The organism is Nocardioides segetis, from assembly GCF_051390595.1.
Classification (GTDB): Bacteria; Actinomycetota; Actinomycetes; order Propionibacteriales; family Nocardioidaceae; genus Nocardioides.
The window spans coordinates 1-16391 of record NZ_JBNINR010000017.1; the positions used below are offsets into that span (position 1 = coordinate 1).

General features: G+C 71.8%; 15 protein-coding genes. 1 reads left to right on the plus strand and 14 read right to left on the minus strand.

All coding sequences use genetic code 11. The features are described 5' to 3' along the window. The 12 genes from ACPZVR_RS21490 to ACPZVR_RS21545 all read right to left on the minus strand — a co-directional run. Positions 1-221 (minus strand): hypothetical protein (locus tag ACPZVR_RS21490; RefSeq protein WP_436701731.1); only part of this gene is annotated, 221 nt, incomplete at its 3' end. A 39-nt stretch (positions 222-260) separates the two neighbouring features. After that, positions 261-1271 carry an IS481 family transposase gene (locus ACPZVR_RS21495; protein WP_436701732.1) on the minus strand — a complete coding sequence of 337 codons (1011 nt, stop codon included), beginning with the start codon at positions 1269-1271 and terminating at the stop codon, positions 261-263. 125 nt (positions 1272-1396) lie between these two features. Continuing rightward, the gene (locus ACPZVR_RS21500; RefSeq protein WP_436701733.1) at positions 1397-2821 is read right to left on the minus strand and encodes a DUF6880 family protein; all 1425 of its coding nucleotides are present in this window, start codon (positions 2819-2821) and stop codon (positions 1397-1399) included. A gap of 289 nt (positions 2822-3110) precedes the next feature. Beyond that, the gene (locus ACPZVR_RS21505; protein WP_436701734.1) at positions 3111-4586 is read right to left on the minus strand and encodes a flavin-containing monooxygenase; all 1476 of its coding nucleotides are present in this window, start codon (positions 4584-4586) and stop codon (positions 3111-3113) included. Positions 4587-4712: 126 nt separating this feature from the next. After that, positions 4713-5447 (minus strand): SDR family NAD(P)-dependent oxidoreductase, encoded by a 735-nt coding sequence (locus ACPZVR_RS21510; protein ID WP_436701735.1) that lies wholly within the window; start codon positions 5445-5447, stop codon positions 4713-4715. After that, entirely contained in the window at positions 5447-6388 is a 942-nt protein-coding gene (locus ACPZVR_RS21515) for an alpha/beta hydrolase (RefSeq protein WP_436701736.1), read from the minus strand. The genes ACPZVR_RS21510 and ACPZVR_RS21515 overlap by 1 nt, the downstream gene beginning before the upstream one ends. A gap of 58 nt (positions 6389-6446) precedes the next feature. Beyond that, a complete protein-coding gene (locus tag ACPZVR_RS21520) occupies positions 6447-7829 on the minus strand; it encodes a glutamine synthetase family protein (RefSeq protein ID WP_436701737.1) in 1383 nt (460 codons plus the stop codon). Continuing rightward, a complete protein-coding gene (locus ACPZVR_RS21525; RefSeq protein ID WP_436701738.1) occupies positions 7826-9091 on the minus strand; it encodes a glutamine synthetase family protein in 1266 nt (421 codons plus the stop codon). The genes ACPZVR_RS21520 and ACPZVR_RS21525 overlap by 4 nt, the downstream gene beginning before the upstream one ends. After that, a complete protein-coding gene (locus ACPZVR_RS21530) occupies positions 9088-10179 on the minus strand; it encodes a hypothetical protein (RefSeq protein WP_436701739.1) in 1092 nt (363 codons plus the stop codon). The genes ACPZVR_RS21525 and ACPZVR_RS21530 overlap by 4 nt, the downstream gene beginning before the upstream one ends. After that, the gene (locus tag ACPZVR_RS21535; RefSeq protein ID WP_436701740.1) at positions 10176-10955 is read right to left on the minus strand and encodes an SDR family NAD(P)-dependent oxidoreductase; all 780 of its coding nucleotides are present in this window, start codon (positions 10953-10955) and stop codon (positions 10176-10178) included. Before ACPZVR_RS21535 ends, ACPZVR_RS21530 begins: the two co-directional genes overlap by 4 nt. 3 nt (positions 10956-10958) lie before the next feature. Next, a complete protein-coding gene (locus ACPZVR_RS21540; protein ID WP_436701741.1) occupies positions 10959-12239 on the minus strand; it encodes a YlbE family protein in 1281 nt (426 codons plus the stop codon). Continuing rightward, on the minus strand, positions 12233-12964 hold the full coding sequence (locus ACPZVR_RS21545; protein WP_436701742.1) for an SDR family NAD(P)-dependent oxidoreductase: 732 nt from the start codon (positions 12962-12964) through the stop codon (positions 12233-12235). The genes ACPZVR_RS21540 and ACPZVR_RS21545 overlap by 7 nt, the downstream gene beginning before the upstream one ends. 217 nt (positions 12965-13181) lie before the next feature. On the opposite strand from ACPZVR_RS21545, the gene ACPZVR_RS21550 reads away from it, so the two are divergent. Then, a complete protein-coding gene (locus ACPZVR_RS21550) occupies positions 13182-13916 on the plus strand; it encodes a FadR/GntR family transcriptional regulator (RefSeq protein WP_436701743.1) in 735 nt (244 codons plus the stop codon). On the opposite strand, the gene ACPZVR_RS21555 is transcribed toward ACPZVR_RS21550, so the two are convergent. Further along, positions 13906-14679, minus strand: coding sequence for an SDR family oxidoreductase (locus ACPZVR_RS21555; RefSeq protein WP_436701744.1), 774 nt, complete (start codon positions 14677-14679; stop codon positions 13906-13908). The genes ACPZVR_RS21550 and ACPZVR_RS21555 overlap by 11 nt on opposite strands. 56 nt (positions 14680-14735) lie before the next feature. Further along, entirely contained in the window at positions 14736-16262 is a 1527-nt protein-coding gene (locus tag ACPZVR_RS21560) for an APC family permease (RefSeq protein WP_436701745.1), read from the minus strand. Positions 16263-16391 lie beyond the last annotated feature (129 nt).

The following is a 16391-nucleotide window of genomic DNA, read 5'->3' on the forward strand; positions in this document are numbered from 1 at the left end:
TCCTTGGTCGAGGCCCATCCGAGTTCGCGCACGACGTCGGTCGCGTCGAGTCGGGCGATGCCGCGCAGCAGTGCCGCGTCGAGGAGCGCTCGTGCGGTGGTGATCGCCTCCACGCCGGCGACCGCGTCGGGTCCGGACAGCGAGTTCCAGTCGCCGGCGGCGAGGTCCCGGGCGTGCTCGACAACAGCCGTGGCCGTGTCGAGCGCTCCGGAAGAAGTCATGCGCTCATCCTATCGAACGTATGTTCGAATAGTCAAGGCCTAGGTGTGATGCCCAGCCAGGTTGTCCAACCTGGTGATGGGCGCGGCCTTCCCGATTGCTGAGTGGGGCCGGTGGTGGTTGTACTCGTGGACCCATGCTGGCAGAGCCGCGAGCCGGGCTGACTCGGAGTTGTAGAACTTCTTGAAGGCCCAGCCTTCGGCCAGGGTCCGGTGGAAGCGCTCGATCTTCCCGTTCGTCTGGGGACGGTAGGGCCGTGTCTTCTTCGGCGTGATGCCCAGGTCGGCGCAGGTGTCGCGCCAGAGGTGGGACTTGTAGCAGCTGCCGTTGTCGCTAAGCACCCGCTGCACGGTGACGCCGCGGTCGGCGAACCAGGCGACCGCGTTCTTGAGGACCTCGGTCGCGGTCTCCTTGGTCTCGTCGTCACGGGCCTCGACGTAGGCGACGCGGGAGTGGTCATCGATGACGGTGTGCAGGTAGCAGGTGCCGATCAGCGGGTTGTGCCACTTGTTGCGCGGCTTGCCGGTGCGTTCAACGGTCGCTGAGCGGTTTGTGTAGCCCTGTTGGCGGCCGACGTAGCGCCAGCCGCCGCCGTCGGGGATCTTGCCGAGCTTCTTGACGTCGACGTGGATCAGGTCGCCTGGCTTCTCGTGTTCGTAGCGGCGGATCGGCTCCCCGGTGGCGCGGTCGATATGGGAGAGCCGGTTGATCCGGCACCGGACCAGGACCGCGTGCACGGTCGAGGAAGCCATGCCGAGCTGGTCGGCGATCTCGACCGGCCCGAGGCGCTGCTTCCAGCGCAGGTGCACGATCTTGCGGACCATCGGTGCCGGCGTCCGGTTCGGTTGATGGTGTGGTGCCGAAGACCGGTCGTGCATGCCGGCCGGGCCTTCGTTGCGGTAGCGGTCGGCCCACTTCTTCGCGGTCCGCCACGAGACGTCATAGCGCTCAGCAGCACGGGCCGGTGGCCAGCCGTGGTCGACGATGAGGCGCGCGAGCCTGAGACGGGCGCGTGGGGTCAGGGCTGCGTTGGCGTGGGTAGCGTGTGACACGAAGGCCTCCTGCGGTGGCGGAGCGGTTCCTAGACAGCTCCACTCCACACCGGGGAGGCCTTCGTCCATCTACAGGTCAGAGCGTGTCGTCACACGATCTCGACCAACGTGCCTGGGCATCACACCTAGGTCAACCCGGCCCGATCCAGAGCCGCCATCAAGGACGGGCGACGACGGTAGGACTCCCGGATCACGGCGAGATAGGCCACGAACGGCTCCACTGCGCCGCCCTTCTCATGGAGCTCTCGCATCTGCACCAGCCGTTCGGCGATCACCGGATAGCGTTTGGTGTCGGCGTGCCTGAGGTCCTCGTCGACGTGACTGCGCAGGAGACGAGCAGCATCGAGAGGCCGCGAGTCGGCGCTGGCCCCGACCAGCGGCTCCCAGCTGTAGCCCGCGCCGAACTCCCGCTCGGCCTGCCAGGCCAGGTCGAGATCGTCCTCGGCGATCGCGATCTCGATCAGGGCTGCTCCGTTGCGGTACGGCGTCGTGGCGTGGGCGCGTGCGGTTGCGAGCGCCCAGTCCCGCTCCGCATCCCGTCGACCCACCTCGTCGGCGAACCCGGTGAGCAGCCGGAAGGTCCCGATGCCGGGCTCGCGGGCGAACTCGGCGCGCAGCACATCGAGCGCATCCTCGATCCGGTCGACCGAGCGATAGACCTGCGCGACGTCATACGGAAGGAGACCGTGCATCCCGCTCGGGCCATGACCGCGCACCTTGCCGGCCGCGACCGCGCGATCGAGCCACTGGAGCATCTCCTCGACGCGGCCGGCGGCGCGGAGGCGCTCGACGATCCCGGCATGGTCGACCCGCTCGCCACCGGCGAGCAGCGTTATCGCCGCATCGACGTCGCCGTCGTGGTCGGCGAGCTCGACCAGCATCTCGACGACCTCGCGTCTGGCCCACGCATCGGCATCAGCGCGCTGCCGAGCCAACGACTCGATGCCGCGCCGATACTCGGTCAACGCCTTCTCGTCGAATGCCGCGACGAAGTCGTCGAGCACTACCCGCGGCCAGCCGGGCGACTCGCCGCGGAACTTCACCAGCCATCTCGCCAGCCTCGTGCGGTCCGGCGCACCCTCCCGGCACGAGCGGGCGTAGAGGCTGACCGCGCGCTGGCAGGCATCACCGATCACGCCGCCGGAGTCGTCGGCCTGGCCGGCGAGCCTCTGTAGCCGCACGGTGGCCTTCTGCAGCGCCGGGGCCACCGCGTCCGCCGCACCTCGATCGAGATGCTCCTCGAGCTCGTCGAGGATCTCCTCCGCGGCTGCCGCGAGCTCGAAGGACCGGCGGTAGTCGATGAAGCCACGGGTCGCCAGTGCATCCCGCACGCCCTTCACCAACTCGGCCACGGCGTTCTCGTCCGGGCGCCTCAGGAGCAACGACCGGCGGACAGCGTCGTCGCGCGCCGCGACATCCAGAACGATGGCCCTCAGATCGTCGACGGACATGGTGGCGACCACCGTCGCCACCTCGTCCTCCGCTTCGGCGGGCCCCTTCTCGTCGGCTCGCCCGTCACTCGGTCGGCTGTCGACGACCGCGAGGCCCACGGCCACCAAGTGCTTGCAGAAGTGACCCTTGGAGCGGTGCGGGCAGGTGCAGGTCCCGTGCACGTCACCGTCGTCCCAGGCGATCTCCACGAGGTAGACCCGGCGGGCCTGGATGGTCGCCGTGGCCCCCGAACCGACCACGCGCAGACCGCGGACGTAGCCGACGTACTCCTCACCGCGCCGGAAGCTCGTCGAGCCGGCGGCGGCGAGCAGCGACTCCTCGGTCAAGACGGCGGCCACGCCACCCAACCTAGATGAGCACCCCGACCGTCGGTCGGCGCCCTGTGTGTTAGTCGATCCGCACCGCCCACCGCCGCAGCAGCCGCGTGGCGAGGATGTAGGCGGTGGGCCCCTCCGGCCACTGCGACACGATCTTGCCGCTGCCCGCCTGGAAGTAGTTGTCCGTCGCGGCCCACACGGTGCGGCGCAGCCGGCGCTGGAGCCAGGTGTTGAACCGGCGCATGGCGTCCTCGCGCACGCGGATCCGGCGACGCTCGCCCCCGAGCCGGGCGATCAGGCTGGCCGCGAAGGCCGCCTGCGCCTCGTAGAAGTGGACGAGGGGGATGGAGTTGGTGTTGGGGCCGTACATCATGAAGAAGTTCGGGAACCCGGGGACCATGAGGCCGAGGAACGCCTCGGGCTCACCCTGCCACTGGTCGTGCAGGGAGCGGCCGCCCTCGCCGTAGACCCGGAAGTTGCCGAGGTAGTTGGCCGCGTCGAAGCCGGTCGCCAGCACGACGAGGTCGAGGTCGTGCTCGTCGCCGTTGGCGTCGACGACGCCGGTGCGGGTCAGCTCCTTGACGCCGTGCGGGACCAGGGTGACCTTCGGGTCCAACAGGGCCGGGTAGTAGGTGTCGCTGATGACGGTACGCCGGGCCTCGAACGGGAAGTTCGGCGTCGCGTGCTCGATGAGCTCGGGGTGGCCGGCCAGCGAGGTGTGCAGGAACTCGAGGGAGGCCTGCTTGCGCCGGGTGTTGGACCGCCCGCCGATGCGGGCGTGGCCGGAGCGGAACTGCCGCAGGTCGTAGTCGAGGTAGAGGCGCAGCCGACGCCAGGCGTAGACGGGCGCGAGCCGGTTGAGGCGGCGTTCGCACGGCGTGAAGGCCCGGGCGTTCTTGGGCAGCAGCCAGTTGGGCTCGAGCTGGAAGATCTTCACCTCGCGGGCCGCGCGGGCGGCCTCCTGGATGATCTGGACCGCCGAGCTCCCGGTGCCGACCACGGCGACCGAGCGCCCCGCCATGCTCAGGCCCTCGGGCCAGGTCGAGGTGTGGCAGAGGTCGCCCTCGAAGGCCGTCTCGCCGCGGGCGAACGGCGGCACCGCGGGGATGTTGAGGAAGCCCACGGCACTGATGACCGCGACGAAGGGGCCGTGCTCGACGCCGTCGGCGGTGCGCAGCGTGTGGGTGGCGGACGCCTCGTCCCAGCGGACCTCGTCGACCTTCGTGTCGAGCCGCACGTGCGGGGTCACGCCCCACTTGTCCGCCGTGCGCTCGAGGTAGCGCTGCAGCTCCTGCCAGCCCGCGTGGGTGCGGGTCCAGTCGCTGCGCTCGAAGGAGAAGGAGTAGACGTGTGACTCCAGGTCGACCTCGGCGCCCGGGTACCGGTTCTTCCACCAGGTGCCGCCGATGCCCTCGGCCGACTCGAAGACGACGTAGTCGATGCCGCGCCGGCTCAGCGCGACGGCGGCGGCGATGCCGCTGAAGCCGGCCCCGATGATCGCGACCCGGTGCTCAGGTGCCGGGTGCGCGGGTGCTGCTGAGTTCACCGCTGTCTCCTCCGTGCCAAGCCATCCAAAGGCTTATTGGTCTATTGTTTAGGTCTTTTGTGGGACTGTCAAGGAGCGCCCGGCGTCGCCGGAGCGACGTCCGTCACGCCGCGCGGGCGGCCCGCGCTACTTGATCTGCGCCGTCCAGCCGCCGTCCACGACCAGGTCGGTCGCGGTGACGAACGCGGCGTCGTCGGAGAGCAGGAAGGCCACGGCGCCGGAGATGTCCTCCGGCAGCCCGAGCCGACGCAGCGGCGTGCGGCTCTCCATGTCGAGGCGGCGCTCGGGCGCCCGCTCGTAGAGGAAGTCGATCATCGGGGTGAGCACCGCTCCCGGACACACCGTGTTGCAGCGGATGCCCTCGGGGCCCAGCTGCAGCGCCAGCGACCGTGAGAGCGAGACGACCGCGGCCTTGCTCACCTGGTAGGCGTCGAGGGGTGAGTCCATGCCGCGTACGCCGGCGGTGCTGGCCACGTGCACGATGCTGCGGCCCTGGCCGTTGCGCACGAGGGGGACCGCGGCGGCGGTGAGGCGGCGCAGGGCATGGAGGTTGACGCCGAGCGTCGTCTCCCAGACCTGCTCGGAGGTCTCGAGGAACGAGCCGTCGTCGTCGAAGAGGGCGACGCCCGCCGCGTTGACGAGGTGGTCGAGGCTGTCCCAGCCGGCCAGCAACTCCCGGGGGTCGCCGGACAGCAGGTCGAAGGGGACGTACTCCGCGCCCGTCGGCAGGTCCACGTCGCCGGCGGGACGCACGTCGGTGGCGCGCACCCGCATCCCGTCGGCGACCAGGCGGCGGACGATCGCCGCCCCGATCCCGCCGCCCGCCCCCGTGACGAGCGCGGTGCGGCCGGCGGCGGACATCAGGAGCCGTCCCGCGAGAACGCCGCCGCGAGCCGCTCGCCGGCGAAGCGCATCGAGTCGACCGCCGTCGGGAAGAGCTCCTCGAGGCCGAAGAAGCCGTGGATCATGCCCGGCGTCTCGCACACCTCGACCGGGACGCCCGCGTCGGCCAGTGCCTTGGCGAACAGCGCGCCCTGGGGGCGGATCGGGTCGCACTCGGCGAGGATCACCGTCGCCTCGGGCAGGCCGGCGAGCTCGGCGTCGAGGACGGAGACCCGCGGGTCGGTCGCGTCGGCGGGCGAGGCGAGGTAGTTGTCCTGGTGCCATTGCAGCTCGTCGCGGTAGAGCATGATGCCCTCGTAGTCGGCGTCGAAGCCGATGCTCAGGTCGCAGGTGGTGACCGGGTAGACGAGCAGCTGGTGACGCAGCGCGACGGCGCCGGACTCCCGCAGCGCGACCGCGGTGGCGGCCGCCAGGTTGCCTCCGGCGCTGTCGCCCGCGACGGCGACCCGCGACGCGTCGACCCCGGCCAGGCGACCCGGCTCGGCCGCCCAGACCACGGCGTCGTACGCGTCCTCGGCCGCCGTCGGGAAGCGGGACTCCGGTCCGCGCCGGTAGCCCACGCTGAGGACCGCCGCGCCGGAGGCGAGCGCCAGCAGGCGGGTCGTCGTCTCGTGCGACTCGATGCTGCCCAGCAGCCAGCCGCCCCCGTGGAAGTAGACGGTCAACGGCAGGTCGCCCGTGCCCTCCGGCACGAACAGCCGAGCCGGGAGCTCCGCGCCGTCGCGGGTCGGGACGACGACGTCGACCACCCGGGCGACCGGCGGCTTGGCGAGGCCGCCCAGGTCGGCGTCGAAGTTCGCCCGCGCCTCCGCGACCGGCAACAGGTGTGCGTTCGGCCGGGGCGAGGCGTGGGCGTCGTCGATGAGCTTCTGGGCGAGGGGGTGCAGCGGCTGGGGCATGACGGCTCCGATCGTCGGTGTCGTGTCGTGTCGGTGGGGCGGGCGGGGCGGGCGCGGCTCAGACGCGCTCGTAGTAGCGCTTGACCTCCCAGTCGGTGACGGCACCGGACTCGAAGGAGGCGAGCTCGGCGGCCGCCGAGGCGTGCAGGTGCTCGAACACCTCGTCGCCGAAGGCGGACCGGGCGAGCTTGGAGTGCGAGAACCGCTCGACCGAGTCGTGCAGCGACGAGGTCATCGTCTCGACCGACCGGTTCCCCCAGGCGTTGCCGGCGAACACCGGCGGGGTCGGGTCCCCGGCCTCGATCCCGGCCAGGCCCGCGGCGATGGTGGCGCTGAAGGCGTAGTAGGGGTTGACGTCCGCGCCGGGGATCCGGTTCTCCACCCGGTACGACGCCCCGCGGCCCACCAGCCGGAAGGCGCACGAGCGGTTGTCGTGCCCGACCGCGATCGCGGTCCCGGCGAACTGGTCGGGCTGGAAGCGCTTGTAGGAGTTGACCGTGGGCGCGAACAGCAGGCCGAGCTCGACGGCGTGCGCCAGCTGCCCGGCGACGAAGGAGCCGAAGCGCGGCGACATGCCGCCGGTCTCCTCCGACCAGCACAGCGGCGAGCCGTCCTCGGCGTCCCACATGCTCACGTGCAGGTGGCACGACGAGCCGACCTCGTCGATCTTCGGCTTCGCCATGAAGGTCACCGTCAGGTCCGAACGGTGCGCCAGCTCCTTGATGCCGTGCTTGAAGAGCACGTGGCGGTCGGCCATCTCCAGCGCCGCGCAGTAGTCGAGCGTGATCTCCTGCTGCCCCAAGCCCCACTCGGGCTTGGAGGACTCGACGGGCACGCCGAACCTCGGCATGTCCTGCCGGATCCGGTGCACGAACCATTCGTCCCGCCCGCCCTGCACGACCTGGTAGTCCGAGCGGTAGTCCGACAGCATCCGCAGGTTGCGGTACTCGGCCTGCCAGGCCTCGGCCGGCGAGACCGCGGCGACGAAGAACTCCAGCTCCGAGGCGAACTGGAAGGCCAGCCCGTGCTCCCGGGCCCGGGCCAGCTGGTGCTTGAGGATCGTGCGCGGCGCCACGGGCAGCAGCACGTCGGCGTCGCCCTCGTAGGCGTCGCAGATCACCAGGAGGGCGTGCGGCTCCCACGGCACCCGCCGCAGGGTCGCGAGGTCGGGCACCAGCCGGATGTCCACCCAGCCGTTCTCGGCGTTGGACACCGGGAGGTCGAGGGGGTTCATCTCGAGGTCGACGGCGAAGACGAAGCTGCTCGCGTTGACGCCCTGCCCCTGCAGGCACAGCGTGCGGAACGCGTCGATCGTCAGCCGCTTGCCGACCAGCCTGCCGTACGGGTCCGGAGCGGCGCAGATGACGGTGTCGACCTCGCCCCGGCGGGCGAGGTCCTCGAAGGTGTCGAGGTCCACGATCGGGCCAGCGGGTTGGTTCACAGGTGCTCTCCGTAGCGTCGAAGTTCCCAGTCGGTGATGGTCGTCCGCAGCCACCGCTCGTAGCGGGCGGCCTCGTCGCGGCGGGTGGCGACATAGCCCCGGACGAAGTCCTCCCCGAGGACCGTCTTGGCGTGGTATGACGCCTCGAGCCGGTCGGCGGCGGTCCGGAGGTCGGCCGGCAGCGGCTCGGCGTCCGGGCGCGGTCCGGGCGGCGGGAGCGTGAGCCCCTCGTCGATCCCGACCAGTCCGCCGCCGAGCAGCGCCGCCGCGACCAGGTAGGGGCTGGCGTCCGCGCCGGGGCGCCGGTGCTCGACCCGCGCGCCCGGCACCGAGTCGAGCAGGACCCGCAGCGCGGTGCTCCGGTCGTCCGGGCCCCATGTCGCCGACTCGGCCACGAACATCTCCTTGTCGAGACGCTTGTAGGAGTTGACGAACGGGAGCACCAGGGCCGACAGGTCGCCCATCGTGGCCAGCAGTCCGGCCAGGTAGCGCTCCGCGAGCGGCGAGGCCTCGCCGGGGCGCTCGGCGAAGACGTTCTGGCCGTCCCGGGCCAGGCTGGAGTGGACGTGGCCGCCGGCACCCGAGCGGTCGCCGTACGGCTTGGCCATGAAGGTGGCCCGCAGGCCGCGGTCGGCGCACAGGTCGCGGAAGTACTGGCGGGCGCGGGCGGCCCCGTCGGCCGCGCGCAGGGCGGGCTGCGGCTTGAGCGCGAACTCGAAGAACCCGGGCCCGAGCTCGGCGTGGAACGCCTCGACCGGCGCCCCGACGTGCTCCATGCGGTCGACGAAGGTCGTCGCGAGCTCCTCGGTCTCCCGCAGCCGGGTCAGGCTGTAGGCGTTCTCGGTGCGACCGAGCGGGGAGCGCGTCGCGGCGTCCTCGATCCACAGCTCGTACTCGAAGCCGAGCACCGGCTCGAGGCCGAGCTCGGCGTACCGGTCCGCCAGGCGGCCGACCAGCCCTCGCGCCGAGGCCGCGATCGGTACGCCGTCCGCGTCGACCAGGTCGCCGATGGCCGCGGTCACGGAGCCGGTGCGCCAGGGCAGCTCGACGACCGTGTCGGGATCGACCCGGACCCGGGCGTCCGGATAGCCGTTGGCCGCGTTGCTGGTCGGGGTGTCGGTGACCTCGTCGGTCAGCGACAGCCCGTGCACGATCGTGCAGAACGCGAGCCCCTCGCCGTCCAGCTTCTCGGTGCGCACCAGCTTGCCGCGGAGCCCGAGGTCGTAGTCGGGCACCTCCAGCTGGGTGAGCGCGACGCTCATCGCGTCCCTCCTTCCGCGCGCGGGCGGCGCCGGGGACTGCGGCCGACCCGCTCGTAGCCAGCGTCCGGCACCAGCGCGGGATCGCGGTAGATCCACCAGGTGCAGGTCGGGTTCTCCTCGGTGGCCGGCCAGGTCGGCGCGTCGATGACCCGGGTCGGGTAGCCGAGCCGGTCGATCGGCATCACCTCGTTGAGCTGGCAGCAGTGCACGCAGTAGGAGCAGACGCCCACCTTGTTCCACGCCCAGTCGTGCGGCCGCGTCGTCACCGCGAAGCCGTACGGCGCCGCCGCCCGCGGGCTGCCACCGGTGATGCCGGCGGCCAGCGAGCGTCCGCCGGAGCCGCACGGGGCGAACCGGAAGCCGATCCGGTCCGGCTCCTCGATCACCTCGACCGCACCACTGCGGTCGGGGCCGGTCAGGTGGGCGTGGAAGCCGTCGAAGACCGCGACGGCGAGCTGCCGCGCCGACTCCGCCCAGGGTTGGCTCGCCAGCGCGTAGCGGCGCTCGTGGGCGTCGTACCAGTCGGCCATGAGGTGGTCCCACAGCTCGCCCAGCGCGTCCTCGCCGACCAGCCGGACCGCCAGGTCGACCATCCCGGAGACCAGGTCGACGGCGTCGTCGTGGATGCCCTGCCAGCAGGCGCGGGCGTCCTCGACCGCGGCGGCAGCGGCGGTCCCACCGTCGCGACAGAGCCGGGCGGCGTGCTCGGCCCGCTCGACGTAGGTGCCCCAGCGCTCGGCGATCCCGTCCGCGGGCTCCTGGCCGAGGAGCCGGAGCAGCCGGGTCTCCTCGCGCTCGAGCACGGCCGGGTCGATCCCGCGCGCCCGCACCCAGGCCGCGGTCGTGGCGGGCCAGCGTCCGTAGACGTCGCGCAGCTCGTCGGCCTCCAGGACCGACACCTCGAGCAGCTGCGCGGCCTCCTCCCCCCGACCGGCGGCCAGGGCCCGGCCGGCCGCGGCGAAGGTGCCCTCGCCCAGGTCCTGCCACGAGCCGGTCCGGGTCGCCCGGCCGAGCGACGGCTCGTCGGCGACCGGACCGGGGCCCGCGACCAGCGGGTCGGGCAGGATCGTCGGTGTCTCCGCGCTCATGTCAGCTCGAACCCTCCGTCGATGCGCAGGTCCGCACCCGTCACGTACGACGCCTGGTCGGCCAGCAGGAAGGCGATCGCCGCGGCGACCTCCTCGGCGCGGGCGAACCGGCCGAGCGGCACCCGCGGCGCCAGGGCCGCCGGCAGCTCCGCCGCCGTGCCGTGGGCCGCGGCCATCGGGGTCGCGACGAAGCCCGGCGAGACGGTGTTGACCCGGACTCCGCGGGCCGCCAGCGCCCGGCCCGCCGTGCGGGTGAGCATCGCGAGCCCGGCCTTGGAGGCCGCGTACGCCGGGTTGGGGTCGGGGTTGCTCAGCGCGATCACCCGGTGCGCCTCGATCGACCCGACGTTGACGACCGCGCCGCCGGCCTCGGCGAACCGCGGTCCGGCCGCGTCGAGCACGCGGTAGGCACCCACGAGGTTGACGTCCAGGGTGCGCAGCCAGCTCTCGGCGCCGACGCCCGAGAAACCGGTCTCGTCGAGGATGCCGGCGCAGTTGACGACGTACGAGAGCGGGACGTCCGCGCGCAGCCCGTCGAGCGTGGCGCCGAGGCCGTCGGCGTCGGTCACGTCGACCGCGGCACAGCGCCGGCGGCCGTCGTGCCCGCCGTCGGCCGCCGGGGCGATCCGGTCCAGGCACAGCACGGTGAGCCCGGCGTCGAGCAGGAGCGCCGCGGTGGCCGCGCCGATCCCGCCGGCGGCGCCGGTCACGACCGCGACCTCGCCCGCGTAGGTCAGGCTGGTCGCGCGCGGGTTCTCGGGCAGGGAGTCGGGCATGGCTCAGTCTCGGCCATACCGGTCGGCATGCGCCGCCTGGGCCGCCTCGAAGCAGGCCCGCGGCGCGCGGATCACGCCCGCTCCGATCTGGCCGCCGTCGCGTCCGGCCAGGCCGACGTCCATCACGGGCAGGATGTCGGTGGCGAGGACCTTGCGGACGTCGACCGCCGTCGGGGTGCCCCGGAAGGAGAAGAGCGGGATCCGGTAGTCGGGGTTCTCCCCGTGCGTGATCTCGTACATCTCCTTGTTGCGCTCGATCATCACCTCGGGCGAGCCGCCCTGGTAGTCCTGCAGCGACAGCGCGCAGGCCTGGGCGAAGCCGCCGAGACCCACCGTCTCGGTGATCGGTGACTCGCCGCCCATCCAGGTGATCTCGTCCTCGGTGTGCCCGGCGAAGAGCTTGCCCTGGTGGATCGGCGGCGGGCCCTCGAACCACTGGTCGCCGAGCCCGGCGACCTTGATCGCGAAGCCACGGCAGCTGAACGCCATCGCCGAGACCAGCGTGGAGCCGGCGACGTCCTTCATCGCGTCGGCGCTGGCCTTGGAGGCCGCCATCGACAGGCGCAGGAAGAAGTAGTCGTTCTCGGCGAGGTGCAGCATCGTCTCGCGGACGTGCGGCAGCCCCTCCTCGATCATGTCGAGGACGGCCGGCAGGATCTCGCGGTTGAACAGCACGGACGCCGCCGCGTTGCGGCTGTGCACCTCGTCGCCCATCCGCAGCGCCCGGGCGATGAGCGGCTTGAGAGCGATGCCGCCCTGTCGGCGGATCGCCTCGCCGACGACCGGCGCCAGCACCTCGTTGACGTGCAGGAGTCGCTCGTGGACGCCCTCGTCGTAGCAGCCGTAGTTGAGCCGGCGCGGCTCCTTGCCCTCGTAGAAGTTGCAGAACCCGACGTTGCCGTGGGTCCGGTTCTCGACCACGAAGACCGGCATCGAGGCGGTGTAGATGCCCGCCAGCGAGCCGACCGCGCCGTAGTCGTGGCAGGCGCCGACCCGGATCGCACCGCTCTCGAAGCCGGCGATCGCCTCCTCCCGGGTGGCGGCGAGCCCCTCGAAGAGGGCGCCGCCGACCAGCGCCTCGCGCTGGCCGCCGGTGTACTCCGACCAGGCCATGGGCGCCCCGGACGTGAGCACGAGGTCGTCGGTGTAGCCGGGGATCACGTCGCGGGCCGGGCGGACGTCGACGACCCACGGGTCCGCCGCGGTGAGCCGGTCGAAGGCCTCGGCGTTGGCGGCGTCGACGTCGACCACGGCGCTGGTCGCGAGCCCGCTCGTGGTCACCATGCGACGACCCCGCCGTCGACGAGCAGGGTCTGCGCGGTGATGAAGGAGGCCCGGTCGGAGAGCAGGAACTCCACCGCCTCGGCGACCTCGTGCGGCTCACCGATCCGCTTGAGCATGGCGTACGACGCGGACACCTCCTCGCCGCCGGAGACCCGGGCCATCGACGGGCTCATCGGCGCCCGGATCACGCCCGGCGCCACGTTGTTGACGCGGATGCCGCGCCCGGCGAGCTCCTCGGCCGTGTAGCGGGTGTAGGCCGCGATGCCGGCCTTGGTGGCGCCGTAGACGGAGGCACCGCGGAACCGCCCGAAGTGACCGGTGAGGCTGCCGACGTTGACGATGGCGCTGCCGTCGGTGAGCAGCGGTGCGCACACGTCGGTGACCCGCGCCATGCCCGCGATGTTCACCTGGAACATCAGCTCGAGCTTGGCCTCGTCGAGCTCCCCGAGGAACGAGTCCCGCAGGATCCCGGCGCAGTTGACGACGCCGCGGAGCGTCTCGCCCGGGGCGACCGCCGCCGCGACGGCCTGCTCGACGCTGGCCCGGTCGGTCACGTCCATCACGACGGACGTCGTCCCGGCGAGCGCCGGGTCGTCGGGGTCCAGCGCGCCGACCGCGTCCTGGAGGTCGGCCGCGACCGGCTCGAAGCCGCCCTCGACGAGACGACGGCAGATGGCCTGGCCGATGACACCGGCACCGCCGGTGACGATCACTTTGCGACTCACGAACGGGTCCCTTCCGGACGGGCGAACAAGATGGGTCCAGTTTGTGGGCCATTCGAACTAAAGGTCAAGTCTTTAGGACTTTTATTTCGGACCTGCCGCTCACGGGCCTCACCGATTGATTGGCTCAGACAATCGGGCTTTCGACCGGCGCGGTCCGCTAGCCTGTGCGGTCTCGGAGTGCTCTCATCGCGGGCTCCAGGAAGGAGGACGGCACCCCATGGACCCGGAATCGCTCGGCCTGACGCCCGTGCGGCAGATCGCCGCGCACGAGCTGGTCCTCGACCAGATGCGCCGCTCGATGGAGAGCGGCCAGTTCCGCCCCGGTGACCGGCTGCCCTCGGAGCGCGACCTCGCCGAGATGCTCGACGTGTCCCGCACCGTCGTCCGCGCGGCCGTCGCCGTGCTGGAGCGCGAGGGGCTCATCGTCGTCCGCCGCGGCCGCGGCGGCGGCTTCATCGTGCAGGCGCCGACCTACGACGCCGCGGAGACGCGACGCATCATGAAGGCCAACAAGGCGGCGGTGCGCGACGCCTTCGACTTCCGCGTCATCGTCGAGGGGGCGGCCTCCCGGCTCGCCGCCGAGCGACGCCGCGCCAAGGAGCTGGCCGAGCTGCGCTCGCTGCTCACCCAGATGGACGCCGCCCTCACCGCCTCCCTGGAGGACCAGACGCCGCACAAGGTGATCGAGTTCCAGACGCTCGACACCGCGTTCCACATGGGCATCGCGCGCGTGGCGCGCAACCCCGCCCTCTACGACTCGGTGGCCGACGCCCGCCGTCGGATGTGGGCGCCCGTCGGCGCGATCTTCGGCCGGCTGGAGGAGAACGCCAACGACCGCCACGAGGACATCCTCGACGCGATCGCCGACGGCGACGGCGACCTGGCCGCGAGCACCATGGCCGCGCACATCAACGACACCCGGCACACGCTCGAGGCCTGGCTCAAGCGCTGACGGCGTCCGGGTGCTCCGGGAGGACCTGGCCCCCGTCGACGACCAGCTCCTGCCCGGTCACGAACGCCGCTCCCGGCCCCGCCAGGTACACCGCGGCCGCGCCGATGTCGTCGGGCTCGCCGAGCCGGCCCGCCGGGATCACCCGGGTCATCGCCGCGATCGCCTCGGCACCCAGACCGGCGAGGCCCTCGGTGCGGACCGCGCCGGGACTGACCGCGTTGACGGTGATCCCGAGGGGCGCGAGCTCCAGGGCCGCCGTCCGCACGAAGCCCAGCTGGCCCGCCTTGCTCGCGGCGTAGACGGCGAGGCCGGGATAGCCCGTGGTCGGCCCGGTGATCGACGTCGTCACGACCACCCGCCCGCGACCCGACGCGGCCAGGTGCGGCACCGCCGCCTGCACCGCGAAGATCGTGCCCTTGAGGTTGGTGGCGAGCACCTCGTCCACGGCCTCCTCGGTCAGGTCCTCGATGCGCTGCTCCGGATAGACGCCCGCGTTGGCGCAGAGCACGTCGAGCCCGCCGAGCAGGTCCGCGGCCTCGGCGACCATCCGGTGACAGCCCGCCCGGCCGGCGACGTCGGCGACCAGGACGTCGATCGTCACGCCGTCGCGGGCAAGGCGCTCCCGGGCGCCGGCCAGGCGCTCGCGGCTCCGACCGCTCACGACCACCCGGGCCCCGGTCGCGGCGAACGAGCGGGCGATGCCCACGCCGATGCCCTGACTGCCACCCGTCACCAGGACGCGCTGGCTCTCGGTCTCCGGCACGCTCTCCTCCTTCGCTCGCGAACGGTGCCCGCCCGGCCCGGATCCGCGGATCGGGCTCAGACGACGGTGTCGTGGACCTCGTCGAAGACCGTGCTGCCGATCCGGCCGTAGAGCTGCGGCCGGTTCGAGCGCAGGTACGCCGCGACGGCCATCGAGCCCACGAGGAGGCCGACCACGATCCAGGGGATGAGCTTGAAGAACAGCGTGTCGGAGGCGGCACCCGCCGCGGCCTTCATGTTCGACAGCATCAGGTAGGTCACGAACAGCATGCCGAGTCCGCCGATGATCGGAGCGGTCAGCGTCCGCCACCAGTGCGCCGTCTCGGGGTGCTCCCGCTTGACGTGGAAGTAGACGATCGTCGAGACCGAGCAGAGGGTCTGCACGATGAGCAGGCAGATCGTCGCCAGGATCGCGACCAGCACGAACAGGGTGGCGTAGGGGTCGGCGTCGGTGGCCCAGCAGACCGCGAGCAGCACGACCGCGAAGCCGGTCTGCACGAGCGAGGCGACCCACGGCGACGCGTGCCGCGGGTGTGCCTCGCCCATCCGGTGCCACAGCAGCCGGTCCCGACCGAACGCGAAGAGGTAGCGCGCCGCGGAGTTGTGGATCGCGAGCGCGCAGGCGAACGAGCCGAAGACGACCAGCCACTCGAAGGCGGTCACCGCCCAGCCGCCGACGTACTCCCGCGTGGGCGCGTAGAGGAGGTCGAAGGGAGCCGGTCCGGAGGCCAGCTCGACCGACTTCTCGGCGCCGTTGGCGCTGACCGTCATCCAGGAGATGAAGGTGTAGAAGACGCCGATGCCGATCACGGCGATCAGCGTGGCCTGCGGAACGATCCGCTTGGGGTCCTTGGACTCCTCGCCGTAGATGGCCGTCGACTCGAAGCCGACCCACGACCAGAAGGCCATGAGGAGACCGAGGCCGACCACACCGCCGGCGACGTCGTTGGTGCTCAGCGCGCTCAGCGGGTTGACCGAGTCCCAGATGATGCCGTCGGGACCGCCGCCCTGGAACAGCACCGTGAACGCGGTGCCGGCGAGCACCGCGATCTCGAGCACCAGGACCAGGCCCAGCACCTTGGCCGCGACCGAGATGTCGAAGTGCGACAGGACGGCGATCGCAACAGCCGCCGCGACGGCGTACGGCTGCCACCCGAGGTCGACGCCGAGCTGGACGGAGAACGCCTGGTCGGCGAACACGGAGAAGATGCCGATCAGGCCGGCCTCCATCGTCATGTAGGTGAACATCGACATGACGCCGGCGGCGAGGCCGGGGATGCGGGACCAGCCGCGCGACACGAACGTGTAGAACGCGCCCGCGGCGGTGATGTGACGGGCGAGGGCCACGAAGCCGACGCTGAAGATGGTCAGCACGACGGTGGCGATCATGAACCCGGCGGGCGCTCCGACGCCGTTGCCGAAGCCGACCGCGACCGGCAGGTTGCCGGTCATCGCCGTCGTCGGCGCCGAGAACGCGACGACCATGAAGACGACGCCGACCAGGCCGATCGCCCCGGGCTTGAGCCGGGCCTGCTGGGTTGAGGACTCGTCGACTCCCGACGGTGAAACAGGGTTTGCAGACATGCGCTGCCACCTTTCGATCAGATGCCGGGAGACTAGGCCGGAAAAAGGTCTAAAGACAAGACCTACAAACCTATTCGTTCGAAGATTTACGCCGGCGAAACGGGCCACCAAAAGGTCTATTGACTAGTC